A 15,517-nucleotide genomic window follows, 5' to 3' on the forward strand; every position below is an offset into this window, starting at 1 on the left:
GAGCTCGCTCCTACAGGGGAGGGGAGACCGATGATCAGCGGCTGCGCCACAGCCCGCGGATAGCGCTATCCTTGGAAGATGTGCTCTTCGCCATCGGAGAAGTCTGATGATCAACGTACGCACTGCCCGCATGCTTGCCGATTACAAGCAATGGGCCAACCAGCGCCTGTTCGAGAACCTGGCGTTGCTGCCGCCGGGGGAAGTCGAAAAAGAACGTGCCGGGGTCTTCAAGAACATCATCGGCACGCTCAATCACATCTACGTGGTGGACCGCATCTGGCAGGCTCACCTCGAAGGCCGAGGGCACGGCTTCAAGACCTCCCATGACCTGGTGCACCCTGAACTGGCGGTGTTGCGTCTGGCGCAACAGGACGCAGATCGCTGGTACTGCAACTGGAGCACGAGGCAGACCGATGCTTCGCTGGACAAACCCGTCAGGTTCACTTTCGTTTCCGGCGAAAGCGGCACCATGAGTGCCGGCGCGATGCTGATGCACGTGGTCAACCACGCCAGCTATCACCGGGGCTGGGTGATCCAGATGTACTTCGAGATCCCGGCCATGCCGCCGATGACGGACTTGCCGGTCTACCTGCGCGAGACCGACCCGCACTTCAACTCGCTCAATGCCCCGGCAGTGGCGCCGACATGTGCTCCACTATTCGCGAGCGCAACCAACGTTCTGCCGGATCGTTATCGTTGACGCCGTTCCAGACCATGGACAGTTCGGACAGGTTGATCTCAAACGGCGGGTCGTCGGCGCGCAGCTGATTGCTGCCATCGATCAGCGCACAGGCGGCGTAATCGGGCACCGAGGCCAGCATGTCGGTGCCTGCCAGCAAGGCGCGCAGGCCCGAGAACTGCGGCACCGCCAACACCACCCGGCGCGAGCGGCCGATGCGCGCCAGGTCATTGTCGATGGCGCCGCTCAAGTCCCCGGAAAACGACACCAGCGCGTGGGGACGCTCGCAGAATTCATCCAGGGTGAGGGGCCCGGGCCGGTCATCGCCGCGCAGCACCTTGACACTCAGATCCCGCAGCTTCTTGCGCTTGGCGTTGGCCGGCAACTCCGTGGTGTAGCTGATGCCGACGGAAATCTCGCCGCTGCCGAGCATCGACGACATCAACAGGTAATTGACCCGGCGCACCACCACCACGACGTTCTGCGCTTCCTCGCGAATCTGCTTGAGCAGCGGCGGAAACAGGCCGAACTCGGCATCGTCGGACAGGCCGATGCGAAACACATCGCGGCTGATCGACGGATCGAAATCCTTGGCCCGGCTGACCGCCCCGGAAATGGTGTCCATCGCCGGCTGCAGCTCCTTGAGAATCACCAGGGCCCGCGGGGTCGGCTCCAGCACCCGCCCGTTGCGCACCAGCAACGGATCGTCGAACAGATCCCGCAACCGCGCCAGCGCCGCACTGACGGCGGGCTGGCCGAGGAACAGCTTCTCCCCGGCGCGGGTCAGGTTCTTCTCGAACATCAGGGTTTCGAAAATCACCAACAGGTTCATGTCCACGCGGCGCAGGTCGTTGCGGTTCATGGTGGGGGCTCGCTGGGTTTGGAGTCTTTTCAGTAAAGCACCAAACCCTCAGGAAAGACGCGCAACCTGTGGGAGCGGGCTTGCTCGCGAAGAGGGAGTGTCAGTCGACATTTATGTGTCTGACACACCGCATTCGCGAGCAAGCCCGCTCCCACATTTTGTCATGTGCTGGATTCTGAATCCGTCAGCACCTTCCTGAACGTCTCCACCAAGGGCCGCAGATTGATCCGGTGCCACGCCGCCCACAGCGGCCTGGTGAGGGCAATCCACGGCACTTCCCGCAGCACCACGCCCGGCGGTGCGTTGCGGCTCAAGCCTTTCTGAATCATCGCGATGCCCAGTCCCGAGGCCACCAGGGCCATGGCGGTGAAGGGGCCGGTGGCTTCCATGCGGATATCCGGGGTGAAGCCGGCGCGGATGCAGGCGCTGACGAAGTTTTCGCGGCTGCTGACATTCTGGTGGTGCTGCACGCCGATCCATTCCTGGTGGGCGAGATCGTCCGGGGTCAGCACGGCCTGCTGCGCCAGCGGATGGTCCTCGGGCAGGGCCAGCAGCATCGGATCGTCCAGCACCTGGAAGCCCAGCAGGTCGGGGTCGTCGTCTGTCGGCGGTTCGCTGACCAGGGCGATATCCAGACTACGCTGACGCAGGCCTTCGAGTTGTTCGGCGGAACTCTGGTTGTACAGCGCGACGTGCACGTTCGGCCGATCGACCCGCAGCACGCGCAAGGCATTGGGCAGGACGCCGGCGTGCATGGCGTTTTCGATGTAGCCGATGCACAGGCCGCCTTCTTCGCCGCGGCCCAGGCGTTTACCCAGGGATTCCAGGCGGTTTGCGTGGGTGAGCAGGGCACGGGTTTCGGCGAGGAAGGTCTGGCCGTCGCGGGTCAGGCGAATGCGTTGCTGGCTGCGCTCGAACAGGGTCAGGCCCAGGCGCTCTTCGAGCTGGGCGATCTGCCGGCTCAGGGGCGATTGGGAAATGTGCAGGCGTTCGGCGGCGCGACCGACGTGTTCTTCCTCGGCGACGGCGACGAAGTAGCGCAATTGGCGGATGTCGATCATGTAAGACCTATAGGGACTCAAGTGCTGCACATTATGTCTTGGACGGTCCGAAGACGGCAATCTAGGATTGGCTCATCGGTCATTTGAACTGACCACTGACACCAAGAGGATTCACGTATGAGCTTGAAAGACAAACTGCCCGGCGCCCTGGGTTTCGGCACCGCGCCATTGGGCAACATGTTCCGCGCCATTCCCGAGGAAGAAGCGCAAGCCACCGTCCACGCCGCCTGGGAGGCCGGCGTGCGTTATTTCGATACCGCGCCGTTCTACGGTTCCGGTCTTTCGGAAATTCGCCTGGGCGAGGCGTTGTCCCGCTACAACCGCGACGACTATGTGCTCAGCAGCAAGGTCGGCCGGGTGATCCTCGATGAAGTCGAAGACGCCGCGGCACGCGACTTGGGTGAGAAAAGCGGGGTGTTCGAACACGGTCGCCCGAACAAGATCGTCAACGACTACAGCGCCGACGCGACCCTGCGTTCGATCGAAGACAGCCTCAAGCGCCTGCGAACCGATCGCCTGGACATCGTCTGGGTGCATGACATCGCCCAGGATTTCTACGGCGATCAGTGGCTGGAGTACTTCAACCAGGCCCGCACCGGTGCCTTCAAGGTGCTGACCCGCTTGCGCGAAGAAGGCGTGATCAAGGGCTGGGGCCTGGGGGTAAACAAGGTCGAGCCGTGCGAATTGACCCTTGATCTGAGCGAAGCGCAGCCGGACGGATTTCTGCTGGCGGGTCGCTACACTCTTCTCGACCATGACCGCGCGTTGCAGCGTTTGATGGACGCGGCGCTGGCGCAGAACGTCGAGATCGTGGTCGGCGGCCCCTACAGCTCGGGCATCCTGGCCGGTGGCGCGCACTTTGAATACCAGAAGGCCAGCCCGGCGATCGTCAGCAAGGTCGAGCAGATCAAGCGCATCGCGGCGGCCCACGGTGTCGACATCAAGGCGGCGGCGTTGCAGTTCTCGTTGGCCAACCCGGCCGTGGCCGCGGTGATTCCAGGCGCCAGTCGCCCGCAGCGGATTGCTGAAGATGTGGCCGCCTTGTCGACGGTGATTCCCGCCGCTTTCTGGCAAGCGATGCGTGAAGCGAAGCTGGTGTCCGAGCGCGCACCCTTGCCGATCATTGGAGCTTGAGCATGAAAATCGATCTGAGTGGAAAACTGGCGATTGTCAGCGGCAGCACCGCCGGCATTGGCCTGGGCATCAGCAAGGCACTGGCCGAATCCGGTGCCACGGTGGTGGTGATCGGCCGCGAGGCGGCCAAGGTCGAGCAGGCGCTGGCGAGCATTCGCCAGCAGGTGCCCGATGCGCAACTGCGCGGGCTGACGGCCGACCTCGGTACCGCTGAAGGCGCGGAACAACTGTTCGCCGCCGAACCAAAGGCAGACATCCTGGTGAACAACCTGGGGATCTACAACGCAGTGGATTTCTTCGACACGCCCGACAGCGAGTGGACGCGCTTCTATGAGGTCAACGTGATCTCCGGTGTGCGCCTGTCCCGGCATTACGTACCGGACATGGTCAAGCAGGGCTGGGGGCGGGTGATTTTCCTGTCTTCGGAATCCGGCATCGCGATCCCCGCGGACATGCTCAACTATGGCGTGACCAAAAGCGCCAACCTGGCGGTGTCCCACGGCCTGGCCAAGCGGCTGGCGGGCACCGGGGTGACGGTCAATGCGATCCTGCCGGGCCCGACCTTGACCGATGGCGTGGAGCTGATGCTCAAGGATGCGATTGCCGCGTCCGGTCGCAGTGTCCAGGAAGAGGCCGACGACTTTGTGCGCAAGGCGCGGCCGACGTCGATCATCCAGCGCGTGGCGAATGTCGAGGAAGTGGCGAACCTGGTGGCGTACATTGCTTCTCCGCTATCCTCGGCCACCACGGGCGCGGCGCTTCGAGTCGACGGCGGCGTCGTCGACAGCATGGCCATCTGACCTTATTCATTGAGAGAGAGCTTTACATGGCAACTGCATCAGCAACCATCGACATCCCGGCCTCGGCCGATCAGGTCTGGCAATTGATCGGCGGCTTCAACTCGCTGCCGGACTGGCTGCCGTTCATTCCCAAGAGTGAGCTCAGCGAAGGCGGGCGGGTGCGTAGCCTGCAGACGGCGGACGGCGCTGTGGTGATCGAGCGGCTGCAAGCGTTTGACAACGAGGGCAAGACCTACAGTTACTCGATCGAGCAGGCGCCGTTTCCGGCGACGGAGTACCTGGCGACGATCAAGGTCGAAGCTCAGGGCGGCGGGGCCCGGGTGACCTGGTCCGGCCGGTTCGAGCCGGTGGGTGTGAGCAATGAGGAAGTGGTGGCGTTGTTTGCCGGGATCTATCAGGGCGGCCTCGAGGCCCTGCGGGCCAACTACCCAACCTGACAACACCACATATCCCTTTGTGGGAGCGGGCTTGCTCGCGAAGGCGGAGTGTCAAACAACATCAATGGTGTCTGACACTCCCTCTTCGCGAGCAAGCCCGCTCCCACATTTGATCGTGGTTGTCAGGGAGATTTGGGTCAGGTCGTAGCAATCAGACTCTGCCGACAATCAAGCACCAACCGCGCGCCACCCAGTTCGCTGTTACCCACTTCCAGCGTAAACCCGTGCAGGCTGACAATCGCCGCAACGATCGACAATCCCAGGCCAAAACCGCTTTTCTGGTTGCCCGCCTCGGCGCGATAAAAGCGCTGGAACACCGCCACCCGTTCTTCCTCCGGGATACCCGGGCCGGAGTCGAGCACTTCGATGCGGGTATGCCCGTTTTCATTGAGCCCACGCAAAATCACCTGGCCACCGGGCGGGGTGAACTTGATCGAGTTGCTCAACAGATTGGCCACCGCCTCGAACAGCAAGGCTCGGTCGCCATTGAGCGGTGGCAACCACTGCGGCAACTGCAGTTCAAATTTCAGGCCGTCGTCTTCCGCCAGGGGCAGGTAGAAGTCATGCAGTTCCTGCAGCAACGGCACCGGGTCGAGCTGCACGAAGCCGGAACGGCGCTGGCGATCCTCCAGTTCGGAGATTCGCAGCAAGCCGCGAAAGCGCGCCATCAGCGTATCCGCCTCGCCCAGCACCAGGTCCAGTTGCGCCGCTTGCGCCGAGCCTTCGCCGGCCTGTTGTTGCATGCGATAGAGCTGCGCGCGCAGGCGGGTCAGGGGAGTACGCAGGTCGTGGGCAATGTTGTCGCACACGCCCTTGACCTCGTGCATCAGGCGCTCGATGCGTTCGAGCATGGCGTTGACGATGGCGGCGAGCATGTCCAGTTCGTCGCGGCGATTGGACAGCGGCAAGCGTCGGGTCAGGTCACCGTTGACTATCGCCTCGGCGCTGCCCTGAATCGCGCGAATCCGCCGTAGCGGGCGGCGGCGCAACAGGTGCCAGCCGACGATGCCCGGCAGGATGGTCAGGGTCACCCCCCAGAACAGCGCGTGCAAAATGATCCGCGTCACGGCGAACAGCGAGCCATTGTCACGCACCAGCACCAGCCAGAGACCATCGCGGGTCTGGGTCGCCACGGCGTCGCAGCTGTCGTTGGGCAGCGTCGGGTCGTCGGAGTCGGCGCAGTCGCTGAGCATGTGGATCTTGCCATCGAGGGGCAAGCCGCGCGGGATATGGTTCAGCGCACCGCTGAGGTAGCGATGCTGGCGGTCGAACAGGCCATAGGCGTCGATGCCGCGGATGTCGAAGGTCATGCTGACGGCGAGGGCGTCCACCAGTTGTTCGCCCTGGAAACGCGAGAACAGGTGCTGGCGTTGCATCAGCGAATGCTTGGCCAGGTTGTCCAGGTAAGCGGACACCTCGTAGTACATGACCCCCATGAGGATCCCGCTCCACACCACGAACAGCGCACTGTACAGCGCCAGCAAGCGACTGCTGGAGGAGCGCCAGCCTTTAGACGGGTTCGGCAATGACATAACCCGAGCCTCGCACGGTTCGAATCAGTGGGACATTGCCAGGTGGGTCGATCTTTTTGCGCAGGCGGCCGATGTGCACGTCGATCAGGTTGGTGCCGGGGTCGAAGTGATAACCCCAGACCTCTTCGAAGATCATCATCCGCGAAAGGATCTGCCCGGTGTTGCGCATGAGGAATTCCAGCAGCTTGTACTCGGTGGGCAACAGTGTCAGCAACTGGCCGTCGCGGCTGGCTTCATGGCTGATCAGGTTCAGTTCCAGGTCCGCCACCCGCAACGTGGTGGCTTGCGCGGTCACTGTGTTCTGGCGGCGCAGGAGGACTTCGACCCGGGCGGCCATTTCATCGGTGGCGAAGGGCTTGGTCAGGTAATCGTCGCCCCCGGCACGCAAGCCACGCACGCGCTCGTCGACGTCGGAGAGGGCGCTGATCATCAGGATGGGCGTGGCCACGCCCATGGTGCGCAACGTGGTGACGATCGCCAGGCCGTCGAGCTCGGGCAGCATGCGGTCGAGGGTGATAAGGTCGTAATTGCCGCTGACCGCACGCTCCAGGCCCTCTCGACCGTTGTCGACCCAATCGACGTCAAGGCCGTGGCTGCTCAGTTCGGCGACAATTTCCCGGGCGGTCACGGCGTCGTCTTCGATGGTCAAGATGCGGGTCATAGGGCTGGCCTGATTGAGTGTTCACACGTTTGTGCGCCATTTTGCCAAGAAATGATCGCAGGCTTACTAAATAAAAGTTCATTTGAAGCACTATCCACCCCAAGGAGCTGCCGAAGGCTGCGATCTTTTGATCTTTCAAATCAATGCATAAAACCCGCTGAACAGACCCCTACGTTGCATATTGCATGGCCCGTAGAAGTTCAAACTTTGTAACTATATGACGGACAACGATTTATTAAAAAAACGCGACTGGCACGGTGACTGCAATTGCTCTTTCGAGACTTGTAACACCATCTTTCTGCCTGGAGCGATACAACAATGAATAGATCCTCTGAGGGTTTCTATCCCGCCACGGATGAGTCGAGCACAGTGTCCGGCGTGTCCTGGGGTGCGATATTCGCCGGGGCCGCGGCTGCCGCGGCGTTGTCGCTGATCCTGGTACTGCTCGGTTTCGGCCTGGGGTTCTCGGCGGTTTCGCCGTGGGCCAATGAAGGCATGAGCGCCAAGGGGCTGGGCATTTCGACGATTGTCTGGCTGGCCGTCACGCAAATCGTTGCGTCCGGGGCCGGTGGCTACATCGCAGGCCGGCTGCGGGTGAAGTGGGCTTACATGCATGGCGATGAAGTCTACTTTCGCGACACCGCCCACGGCTTTCTCGCCTGGTGCGTGGCGACGCTGGTGACGGCGACACTGGTGGCCGGCTCGGTCAGCAGCATCGTCAGTGGCGGGGTGCAAGCCGGGGCGCAGGTCGCCGGTGGCGCCGCCAACGCCGTGACCCAGGCGGCAGGCACCGCGGCAGCCAATACCGACAGCGACCAGTACGGCTACTACATCGACAGCCTGTTTCGCGATGACCGTCCGGCTGCCGTCAGCGATGATGCCGCCCGCGGCACTGTGACGCGCATTTTCGTACGTTCCCTGAGCGATGGCCAGTTGTCCCCTGAAGACCGCACCTACCTGGCTCAACTGGTGGCGCAGCGGACCAACCTGACGCAAGCGGACGCGGAGCGTCGTGTGGACGAAGTCTATGCCCGTACGCAAAAAGCCGTGGCCGACGCCAAGCTGGCTGCGCAACAGGCTGCTGACACTGCCGCCAAAGTCGCTGCCTGGACCACCTTGTGGATGTTCGTCGCGCTGCTGGCCGGTGCGTTCTTCGCCAGCCTTGCGGCCACCTTCGGCGGTCGTCGCCGGGATGCCGTGGTGTATGTGGAAACCGACACCTACGTCAGCCCCGCACCGATTCGTTAACCCAGGAGAATCATCATGCGTTCATTATTGTTGTTCTTTCTCGGCGTACCTATCCCGATCATCATCCTGATCGCTCTGTTCATGCACTGATCTACTGAGGCTTGTGCCTCTGCCGCTCCTGCCTTGCGCAGGAGCGGCGTTTTTATTTTCGACAGTTACGTTGATGTTGGCTGTAACTGCCTCTTCGCGAGCAAACCCGCTCCCACAGTGGACCGCATTCCCTTGTGGGAGCGGGCTTGCTCGCGAAGAGGCCTTATCAGGCGCTATAAATTCATCCATCAATCGGCGTAGCAACAAACGCCTCAAGCCCCTCGGCATAAGCGGTAAACGCAGCAATCAGCGGAAACTGCGCGGCATCAACCTGATCCGGCACTACCAGATTGGTAAAACTCCACGCCACGGCGAGGGTAATGCCATCCTGACCAATCAAGCCGTCACTCGGCAGCGCCTGCTTTTCCAACTCCCGTTCCAGCGCCGAATAAGACGCCGCCAGTTGCCCCACGACGCGTTCGACCCAGGGTTGGAACTGGATCTCTGCCGGGCGCAGGTTGCGCTCATAATAAAGCTGCACCGACTTTTCGCTGGCTGCGAGTGCCAGGCCAATCAGGCGCAATGCACGCAGGCGTTGCTCGATACTCTGGGGCATCAGGCTGCGGCCAGGCCCGGCCAGGGCTTCCAGGTAATCGATGATCAGCGTCGAATCCATCAACACCTCGCCATCGTCGAGCACCAGGGTAGGCGCCTTGACCACCGGGTTGATCTGCTTGAACTGCTCGAAGGTCCTGAACACCGACACCGATTGCTGCTCCAGGTCGATGCCCAGGCGCTTGGCCGAAATGGCGACGCGTCGCACGTAAGGTGAGTCCAGCATGCCGATCAGCTTCATATAACCGCTCCTTGAGATAACCATTTGCCGAGCCACAACCTTAGCTGAGCCCGATCGACCCGCACCAGAGGGGGGATGCAGCTCAGCGGTTTGTCTCGCATATCCCTGTGCGGGATTGAATTTCTTGCTATAAACGCACTCCGATATCCTCCTGGATGCCTGTCATAGAGCATTTTCGAGGCCTTGTCGGACAAATTCGCTGTCTTTTCAGTTGCTGAGGCCTCAAGTCGGCCTTAGACTGCCGCCCCTCTTAAATTGAGTGCCGGGTGGCGCTTGGTATAAACGGCGCCTTTGCGATGACCTTCGATGGTCTGCCGCAACGCTCCCTAATTCGCCTTAATGCACGTTTTTTTATAGAGATATCAATGACAAAGGACAAGTTGCTGGCCATGCCGGCGGATGACTACATGAATGCCGAGCAACATGCTTTTTTCTCCGAGCTGTTGCAGAACATGAAAGTCGAAACCCACGAGCGCATCGAACAGAACCGCATCGCCATCGAAAGCCTGGACACCCCGGCCGACCCGGCTGACGCCGCTTCCGTCGAAGAAGAGCGCACTTGGCTGGTGAACGCGATCGATCGCGATCAGCGCATGCTGCCCCAGTTGGAACAAGCCCTGGAACGTATCAAGGAAGACAGCTTCGGCTGGTGCGATGACAGCGGCGAGCCGATCGGCCTCAAGCGCCTGCTGATCAGCCCGACCACCAAGTACTGCATCGAAGCTCAAGAACGTCACGAGCAGATCGACAAGCACCAGCGTCAGGCCTGATTCCCGTGAAGTAGCCCATTAAAGGTGGGCTGCTTGAAAAGATCGCAGCCTGCGGCAACTCCTACAGGTTTCAGCGAACCCCTGTAGGAGCTGGCGCAGGCTGCGATCTTTGCTTTTTGACGTCTACACAAATCCCCGCTGACTTCTATTGATCTGCTGCAACGTCCCCGACTAAAGGCTCATGGATAATGGCCTTGTGCCGTCGTTTAATGCGAAGACAACAACTAGAATATTTTGCGGGGTGACAAATATGACGAGAGACGGATCTCGGGATGCGGCAGTGCCTGCACCGGTGCTTTTGCCGAAAAACCGCTGGCTGACGCCGACTCTGCAAAGCATCGCCCTGGTGCTGTTGCTGTGTGGCATGACCCTGGGCGGCTGGTCGCTCTACCTGGGCCTGCCTGTGGCGGTGCTGATCATCTGGCTGCCGCGCCTGCGTACTCGCGCATCGCCCGAAGCGGTACCTGCCAATACCTCCAGCGCGCTTTCGGCGCTGACCCGCGAACTTTCCTACACCACCAGTCATAACGCCCTGTCAGCCGCTGGCGTGGCCTTTTCGGTCAAGCAGCTGGCGGACAAGTTGCAATCGCAACTGGGCGCGGCGGCGCAAATCGTCGGCAATGCCGAAGTCATGATCGCCACCGAGCAGGCCACCTCCACCCTCAGTCGCCAGGCGCTCAGTGCCGCGAGCGAAGCACATCAGAGCGGCGTGGCAGGGCGCACCGAATTGATCGAGTCCATCGCCCGCATGCACCAGCTCAGCCAGCGGGCCAGCAACAGCCGTGAACTGATCGAGGCCCTGAGCCTGCGCAGCGATGAGATCCAGCGGGTCACGCTGGTGATCCAGTCCATCGCCAGCCAGACCAACCTGCTGGCCTTGAACGCGGCGATTGAAGCGGCGCGGGCTGGAGAACACGGGCGAGGCTTTGCGGTGGTGGCCGATGAGGTCCGCGGGCTTGCCGCGCGCACTGCCACGGCCACCGGCGAAGTCGGGGAGATGGTGGCCGATATCCAGCAACGCACCGCGCAAGTGGTCGAGCAGATCCGCCAGTTGTCGGGCGACCTCGACACCGGGGTCCAGCAGGTCGAACAGACTGGCCAGCACCTGGAAAATATCGCCCGCCTGGCTGCCAGCGTCGAAAGCCAGGTCGGTGAGATCGCCCGCGGTGCGGAAACCAACCGCGAACAACTCGATAGCCTGTTTCACGCCATCGAGCAGATGCGCAGCGACCTGGCCATCAGCGACCAACAGACCCAGCGCCTGGCCCTGGCAGCGGTGCAGATGGAAGGCCAGGCCGAGACCATCAGCGAGCGCCTCGCCGAAGTCGGCCTGGATGACTACCACCAGCGGATCTACGACCTGGCCCGGGAAGGCGCGAGCCTGATCGCCGCGCGTTTCGAGGCCGACATCGAGGCGGGGCAGATCAGCCTCGAAGACCTGTTCGACCGCCATTATCAGGCGATCCCCGATACCCACCCGACCAAATACCGGACGCGTTTCGATCGCTACACCGATCAGGTCTTGCCAGGGATCCAGGAGCCACTGCTGCCACGCCACGAAGGCCTGGTGTTCGCCATCGCCTGCACCCAGCAGGGCTATGTGCCAACGCATAACAAGGCGTTCAGCCAGCCACTGACCGGCGACGTACAGCGCGATACCCTGCAGAACCGCAGCAAACGCAAATTCGCCGACCGCACGGGGATCCGCTGTGGCAGTCATCAGCAGGCGGTGCTGTTGCAGACCTACACCCGCGACACCGGCGAACTGATGCACGACCTGTCGGTGCCGATCATGCTCAAGGGCCGCCATTGGGGTGGTTTGCGCTTGGGCTACAAACCGGAAAACCCTCGATGATGGAAGGCTATTGTTACAATTTTGGTAACGAAGCTATACAAAGTCGATATTGTTTGCGTGCCTGTGAAGTCGTTACCATACCTGTATTAGTTAGGTAGCTAACGGAATTGGAGGCGCAGCATGCACAGTAAAGTTGATGTCGCGGTCATGATCGGCAGCGGAGTACCCGCCAGTCTGCGGGCTTTGGGCCAAAGCATCTGCTGGGTGGTGCTGCTCAATGGCGAACGCCGTGGCACTGCCTATTCCAGTCGTTATGAAGCCGAAGAGTGCAAGGCTGCCTGGTTGGCGCAATTGCGCGCCGAAACGGCAGGCAGCCGGCACTGTGCCTGAGGCTAGTGAACCTGATGCATGCGCAGGTTCAGGTCGTCGACCACCCGCGCCCAGTCGGCGTCTTCACGCAATTGTTCTTTGAGGAAGCCTGCCTGTTGCGGGGTCCAGAAATCGGCGTCGATGAGTTTTTTGTCGTCGGGCAGGGGGGAATGGTCGGCAATGAAATCGTCAATGGCTCGCTGGCTGGAGTCCAGGCCGAGCTGGTCGAACAGGCCTTTCAGGTCGTGGGTCGGTGATTCCATCTTGATCTCCTTGCGGTCATCGGTCGTGTCGAGTGAAAGGTATGAAGCGCGCCTGCGTTACATCTGAGGGAGGCGGGCTTCAGTAAGTTCGAAAACGATGTTCAAACGCAGCAGTGAGCATAGACCGCAAATTCGCCTGTCAGCTTTTCAAGGCGCCCGCATCGACGGCGTCCTTGAGTTCCCTGGCCGATTGCTGGGCGGCGAGGGCGGCGATGTCGGAGGATTTGAACCAGCGATCTTTCTCGACCTGATGATAGGTCACGGTTTTCAGCGGCGGTTTGGCGCGCATCACGATCACGGCCTGGAATTCGCCGTCGATTTCCCTGGCTTCGCCCCTGATGAAAAACTCGCCGATATCAAATTCCGTCACGTTGCAGCCTTCCCATGAAAAATATTGTTGTTTAACGCGCCCGCCACCGGCAGGCGCGTTTGATTGGTCGGGCAGTATGGCAGCAGTTGCAGGCCGGCGGCTGAGTAAAGTCGCCGGCCTGACGAAAGCTTCAAGGGGAAAACGGGACGAATGTGTCACATACGTGACTCAAGTGCGCGGGCGAGGGCGCAGGCCTGGTTATGGTCGCCGCGGAAACCTCTTACGTGTCCCGTGGAAGTTTCCTTGATATGGAAGAAAGCGTTGCCCGCCAGGACCACCTGGAATCGTGGCGGCGCAGCATCGGCTTCGCTGGCAAGAAACACCGCGGGGTGCAGGGAAGATGGGGTGTTGGAGTAAGATGCCTGGGGATGGGCAAAGTGTGTCAGTGTGCACATATGAAGTCCTTTTCGTGGTTTGCCGACGTAATGTTCGTCGTTATGGGTAGTCTCGGTGAGCATCGCTGCTCTAGAATCAGCCTTACTGGTGGGTGGACAAGGGTTATCTAAAGCAATTTTCGCCTGGCGATATGTCAGAAAAGTGCTTTTTTATAAGAGTTTTTTCCCTAAAGTTGATAGTCCGTATTTTTCTGGCCGTTCCGAGGGCTTTTTCCTTCAGCCTTTGTCGAACGCCGGGCGAGACGATGTGAACGGCATCCAGTAATCTGCTCAAGCCTCGAGAGGGATCAGCACTCTGCTCATCCCAGGATCTCAACCCGGGTTATCTGGCTTCACCTCGGCATTGCCGCTTTTTTGGCTGCGCGCTTTTTTCGCGTGCGGCGTCATTTTCAGATGTGGGGATGTTTCCTTGGCAGTAAGTAATCTCGATATGCATGCTTTGTTCGTGCTGGGCGATTTGCGCGCAAAGCTGGTTAAACAGTTTCAGTCACGTTTCGTTTACCTTACCGAACAGAGCGCCGAAGGCATTTATGTTGCCGAAATCGACACCGAAGCCGCGCTGGTGGTGGACGATAAACCGGGGCTCAAGCTCAAGGTCGGCGATCATTTCAGCGCATCGGTGTTGCCCAGCCGCGAAGGCGGCAAGCTGGAAATCAAGTTCCGCGACATCAAGCTGACGGTCTACGGCCTGGGCGACTACGCCTTCGTGACCACCGCCGATGGCCACGCCATCCTGTTCAAGGAAGGCCATAGCGTGGTGACGGTATTCGCCGCCCACCAGCAGCTGCAGGAAGGCCTGACCAAGACCCTCAAGGCCGTGACCGCCAAGGCCGCGAAATGGCGCAAGGGTGAACTGGTGACGTTCAAGGCCAGTGAGTAGTGAGCCTGCCCCGCGCCGATTTCCACCAGCAGCACCAGGCCAGCGCGCAAGCCGAGGCCCTGCGCCTGTTCGAGCACAAGGCCGTCCTGCAGGGTGCCTGGCTGAACTGGGTGGCTTCGCAGATCTACGCGTTGCAACCCGCGGCGTACGCCAGCATGGTCAGGAGAGAGCTGGCCCGCCTGCAGGAAATATCCGATAACTGATCCCCGTCCCTCGAAAGCAGGAACCTCTACTACAGTCAGTTGACTGAGTATTCAGAGGCTTCGCGGTCTTCTGCCAGGCCATCCTGCTATTGCTGTGAACAGCACGAGGTGCACAAGCATGAAAGGCATTCGCCGGTTGCTGGCCGCTGTCGTGGCCACGTTCGGATTGTTGGCGTCACCCGTTCCGGTGCTGGCTGCCAGCGCACCGATCCACTTTGCCGACCTCAACTGGGAAAGCGGCAGCCTGATCACCGATATCCTGCGGATCATCGTCGAGAAGGGTTATGGGCTGCCGACCGACACCTTGCCGGGCACCACCATTACCCTGGAAACCGCACTGGCCAACAATGACATCCAGGTCATCGGCGAAGAGTGGGCCGGACGCAGCCCGGTCTGGGTCAAGGCGGAGGCCGAAGGCAAGGTCGCGAGCCTGGGCGACACGGTCAAGGGTGCCACCGAGGGCTGGTGGGTGCCGGAGTACGTGATCAAGGGCGACCCGGCCAAGGGCATCAAGGCGATGGCGCCGGACTTGCGCAGTGTCACGGACTTGCCCAAGTACAAGGACGTGTTCAAGGACCCTGAAGCACCGAGCAAGGGCCGCTTCCTCAACAGCCCCATCGGCTGGACCTCGGAAGTGGTCAACAAGCAGAAGCTCAAGGCCTATGGGCTCGAGGACAGCTATGTGAACTTCCGCAGCGGCTCGGGGGCGGCGCTCGATGCGGAGATCAGCTCGTCGATTCGCCGGGGCAAACCAGTGCTGTTCTATTACTGGTCGCCCACGCCGCTGCTCGGTCGCTTCAAGTTGATCCAGCTGGAGGAACCGCCTTTCGATGCGCAGGCCTGGAAAACCCTGACCGACGCCGACAACCCGAATCCGCAACCGACCCGCTCGCTGCCCTCGAAGCTGTCCATCGGCGTGTCCACGCCGTTCCAGAAGCAGCACCCGGACATTGCCGAGTTCTTCGCCAAGGTCGATTTCCCCATTGACCCGTTGAACCGGGCTTTGGCCGAGATGAGTGAAAAGCACACGCCACCGCGCCAGGCCGCCGAAGCGTTCATGAAGGCGCATCCGGAGGTCTGGAAGGCGTGGTTGCCGCAAGAGGTGGCGGACAAGGTTTCTGCCGCTCTGTAGGCGCTGGCTGCCTCGTTGGTCGGGTCGCGGGTGTGAGTGC

19 protein-coding genes are annotated in these 15,517 nt (G+C 61.1%); 11 read left to right on the forward strand and 8 right to left on the reverse strand.

All coding sequences use genetic code 11. The annotated features are described in order from the left end of the window. Positions 1-106: 106 nt before the first annotated feature. Positions 107-700, forward strand: coding sequence for a DinB family protein (locus SOP95_RS19610; protein WP_274077459.1), 594 nt, complete (start codon positions 107-109; stop codon positions 698-700). Here SOP95_RS19610 and SOP95_RS19615 read toward each other — a convergent pair. Together SOP95_RS19615 and SOP95_RS19620 are read right to left on the reverse strand one after the other, a co-directional pair. Next, positions 621-1,541, reverse strand: coding sequence for a LysR substrate-binding domain-containing protein (locus tag SOP95_RS19615; protein ID WP_323608025.1), 921 nt, complete (start codon positions 1,539-1,541; stop codon positions 621-623). The two genes, SOP95_RS19610 and SOP95_RS19615, sit on opposite strands and share 80 nt — an antisense overlap. A gap of 161 nt (positions 1,542-1,702) precedes the next feature. Then, on the reverse strand, positions 1,703-2,602 hold the full coding sequence (locus tag SOP95_RS19620) for a LysR substrate-binding domain-containing protein (protein WP_274077457.1): 900 nt from the start codon (positions 2,600-2,602) through the stop codon (positions 1,703-1,705). Positions 2,603-2,719: 117 nt separating this feature from the next. On the opposite strand from SOP95_RS19620, the gene SOP95_RS19625 reads away from it, so the two are divergent. The 3 genes from SOP95_RS19625 to SOP95_RS19635 are packed head-to-tail and all read left to right on the forward strand — an operon-like array spanning position 2,720 to position 4,973. Then, positions 2,720-3,736 (forward strand): aldo/keto reductase, encoded by a 1,017-nt coding sequence (locus tag SOP95_RS19625; protein WP_323608026.1) that lies wholly within the window; start codon positions 2,720-2,722, stop codon positions 3,734-3,736. Between the two features lie 2 nt (positions 3,737-3,738). Further along, positions 3,739-4,536, forward strand: coding sequence for an SDR family NAD(P)-dependent oxidoreductase (locus SOP95_RS19630; RefSeq protein ID WP_274077455.1), 798 nt, complete (start codon positions 3,739-3,741; stop codon positions 4,534-4,536). A 26-nt stretch (positions 4,537-4,562) separates the two neighbouring features. Continuing rightward, positions 4,563-4,973: an SRPBCC family protein gene (locus tag SOP95_RS19635; RefSeq protein ID WP_323608027.1), complete on the forward strand. Its 411-nt coding sequence runs from the start codon at positions 4,563-4,565 to the stop codon at positions 4,971-4,973. 137 nt (positions 4,974-5,110) lie between these two features. On the opposite strand, the gene SOP95_RS19640 is transcribed toward SOP95_RS19635, so the two are convergent. Then, positions 5,111-6,505, reverse strand: coding sequence for a sensor histidine kinase (locus tag SOP95_RS19640; RefSeq protein WP_274077453.1), 1,395 nt, complete (start codon positions 6,503-6,505; stop codon positions 5,111-5,113). Next, entirely contained in the window at positions 6,483-7,166 is a 684-nt protein-coding gene (locus SOP95_RS19645; protein ID WP_020796732.1) for a response regulator transcription factor, read from the reverse strand. The genes SOP95_RS19640 and SOP95_RS19645 overlap by 23 nt, the downstream gene beginning before the upstream one ends. Positions 7,167-7,484: 318 nt before the next feature. On the opposite strand from SOP95_RS19645, the gene SOP95_RS19650 reads away from it, so the two are divergent. Continuing rightward, entirely contained in the window at positions 7,485-8,414 is a 930-nt protein-coding gene (locus tag SOP95_RS19650; protein ID WP_274077452.1) for a hypothetical protein, read from the forward strand. 271 nt (positions 8,415-8,685) lie between these two features. Here SOP95_RS19650 and SOP95_RS19655 read toward each other — a convergent pair whose 3' ends face one another. After that, complete coding sequence (locus SOP95_RS19655) at positions 8,686-9,300, reverse strand: glutathione S-transferase (protein ID WP_323608028.1); 615 nt, start codon at positions 9,298-9,300, stop codon at positions 8,686-8,688. Positions 9,301-9,665: 365 nt separating this feature from the next. On the opposite strand from SOP95_RS19655, the gene SOP95_RS19660 reads away from it, so the two are divergent. The 3 genes from SOP95_RS19660 (at position 9,666) to SOP95_RS19670 (ending at position 12,255) form a co-directional block, all read left to right on the forward strand. Then, positions 9,666-10,070: a TraR/DksA family transcriptional regulator gene (locus SOP95_RS19660; protein ID WP_007935965.1), complete on the forward strand. Its 405-nt coding sequence runs from the start codon at positions 9,666-9,668 to the stop codon at positions 10,068-10,070. Positions 10,071-10,701: 631 nt separating this feature from the next. Beyond that, the gene (locus tag SOP95_RS19665) at positions 10,702-11,925 is read left to right on the forward strand and encodes a methyl-accepting chemotaxis protein (RefSeq protein ID WP_414919567.1); all 1,224 of its coding nucleotides are present in this window, start codon (positions 10,702-10,704) and stop codon (positions 11,923-11,925) included. A 120-nt stretch (positions 11,926-12,045) separates the two neighbouring features. Next, positions 12,046-12,255: a hypothetical protein gene (locus tag SOP95_RS19670; RefSeq protein WP_323608030.1), complete on the forward strand. Its 210-nt coding sequence runs from the start codon at positions 12,046-12,048 to the stop codon at positions 12,253-12,255. A gap of 2 nt (positions 12,256-12,257) precedes the next feature. Here SOP95_RS19670 and SOP95_RS19675 read toward each other — a convergent pair whose 3' ends face one another. The 3 genes from SOP95_RS19675 to SOP95_RS19685 all read right to left on the reverse strand — a co-directional run bounded on the left by SOP95_RS19675 (position 12,258) and on the right by SOP95_RS19685 (position 13,262). Then, complete coding sequence (locus tag SOP95_RS19675; RefSeq protein WP_274077448.1) at positions 12,258-12,497, reverse strand: DUF2789 domain-containing protein; 240 nt, start codon at positions 12,495-12,497, stop codon at positions 12,258-12,260. A gap of 139 nt (positions 12,498-12,636) precedes the next feature. Continuing rightward, the gene (locus SOP95_RS19680) at positions 12,637-12,867 is read right to left on the reverse strand and encodes a hypothetical protein (protein ID WP_274077447.1); all 231 of its coding nucleotides are present in this window, start codon (positions 12,865-12,867) and stop codon (positions 12,637-12,639) included. A gap of 155 nt (positions 12,868-13,022) precedes the next feature. Beyond that, a complete protein-coding gene (locus SOP95_RS19685) occupies positions 13,023-13,262 on the reverse strand; it encodes a hypothetical protein (protein ID WP_274077466.1) in 240 nt (79 codons plus the stop codon). A gap of 430 nt (positions 13,263-13,692) precedes the next feature. Here SOP95_RS19685 and SOP95_RS19690 point away from each other — a divergent pair, with 430 nt between their 5' ends. The 3 genes from SOP95_RS19690 to SOP95_RS19700 all read left to right on the forward strand — a co-directional run bounded on the left by SOP95_RS19690 (position 13,693) and on the right by SOP95_RS19700 (position 15,477). Continuing rightward, a complete protein-coding gene (locus SOP95_RS19690) occupies positions 13,693-14,142 on the forward strand; it encodes a hypothetical protein (protein ID WP_274077465.1) in 450 nt (149 codons plus the stop codon). Then, positions 14,142-14,345, forward strand: a complete 204-nt coding sequence (locus SOP95_RS19695) for a hypothetical protein (RefSeq protein ID WP_274077446.1) — start codon at positions 14,142-14,144, stop codon at positions 14,343-14,345. The genes SOP95_RS19690 and SOP95_RS19695 overlap by 1 nt, the downstream gene beginning before the upstream one ends. 118 nt (positions 14,346-14,463) lie before the next feature. Continuing rightward, positions 14,464-15,477 carry an ABC transporter substrate-binding protein gene (locus tag SOP95_RS19700; protein WP_323608031.1) on the forward strand — a complete coding sequence of 338 codons (1,014 nt, stop codon included), beginning with the start codon at positions 14,464-14,466 and terminating at the stop codon, positions 15,475-15,477. Positions 15,478-15,517 lie beyond the last annotated feature (40 nt).

This window comes from Pseudomonas sp. YuFO8 (genome assembly GCF_035065025.1).
Classification (GTDB): domain Bacteria; phylum Pseudomonadota; class Gammaproteobacteria; order Pseudomonadales; family Pseudomonadaceae; genus Aquipseudomonas; species Aquipseudomonas putida_AE.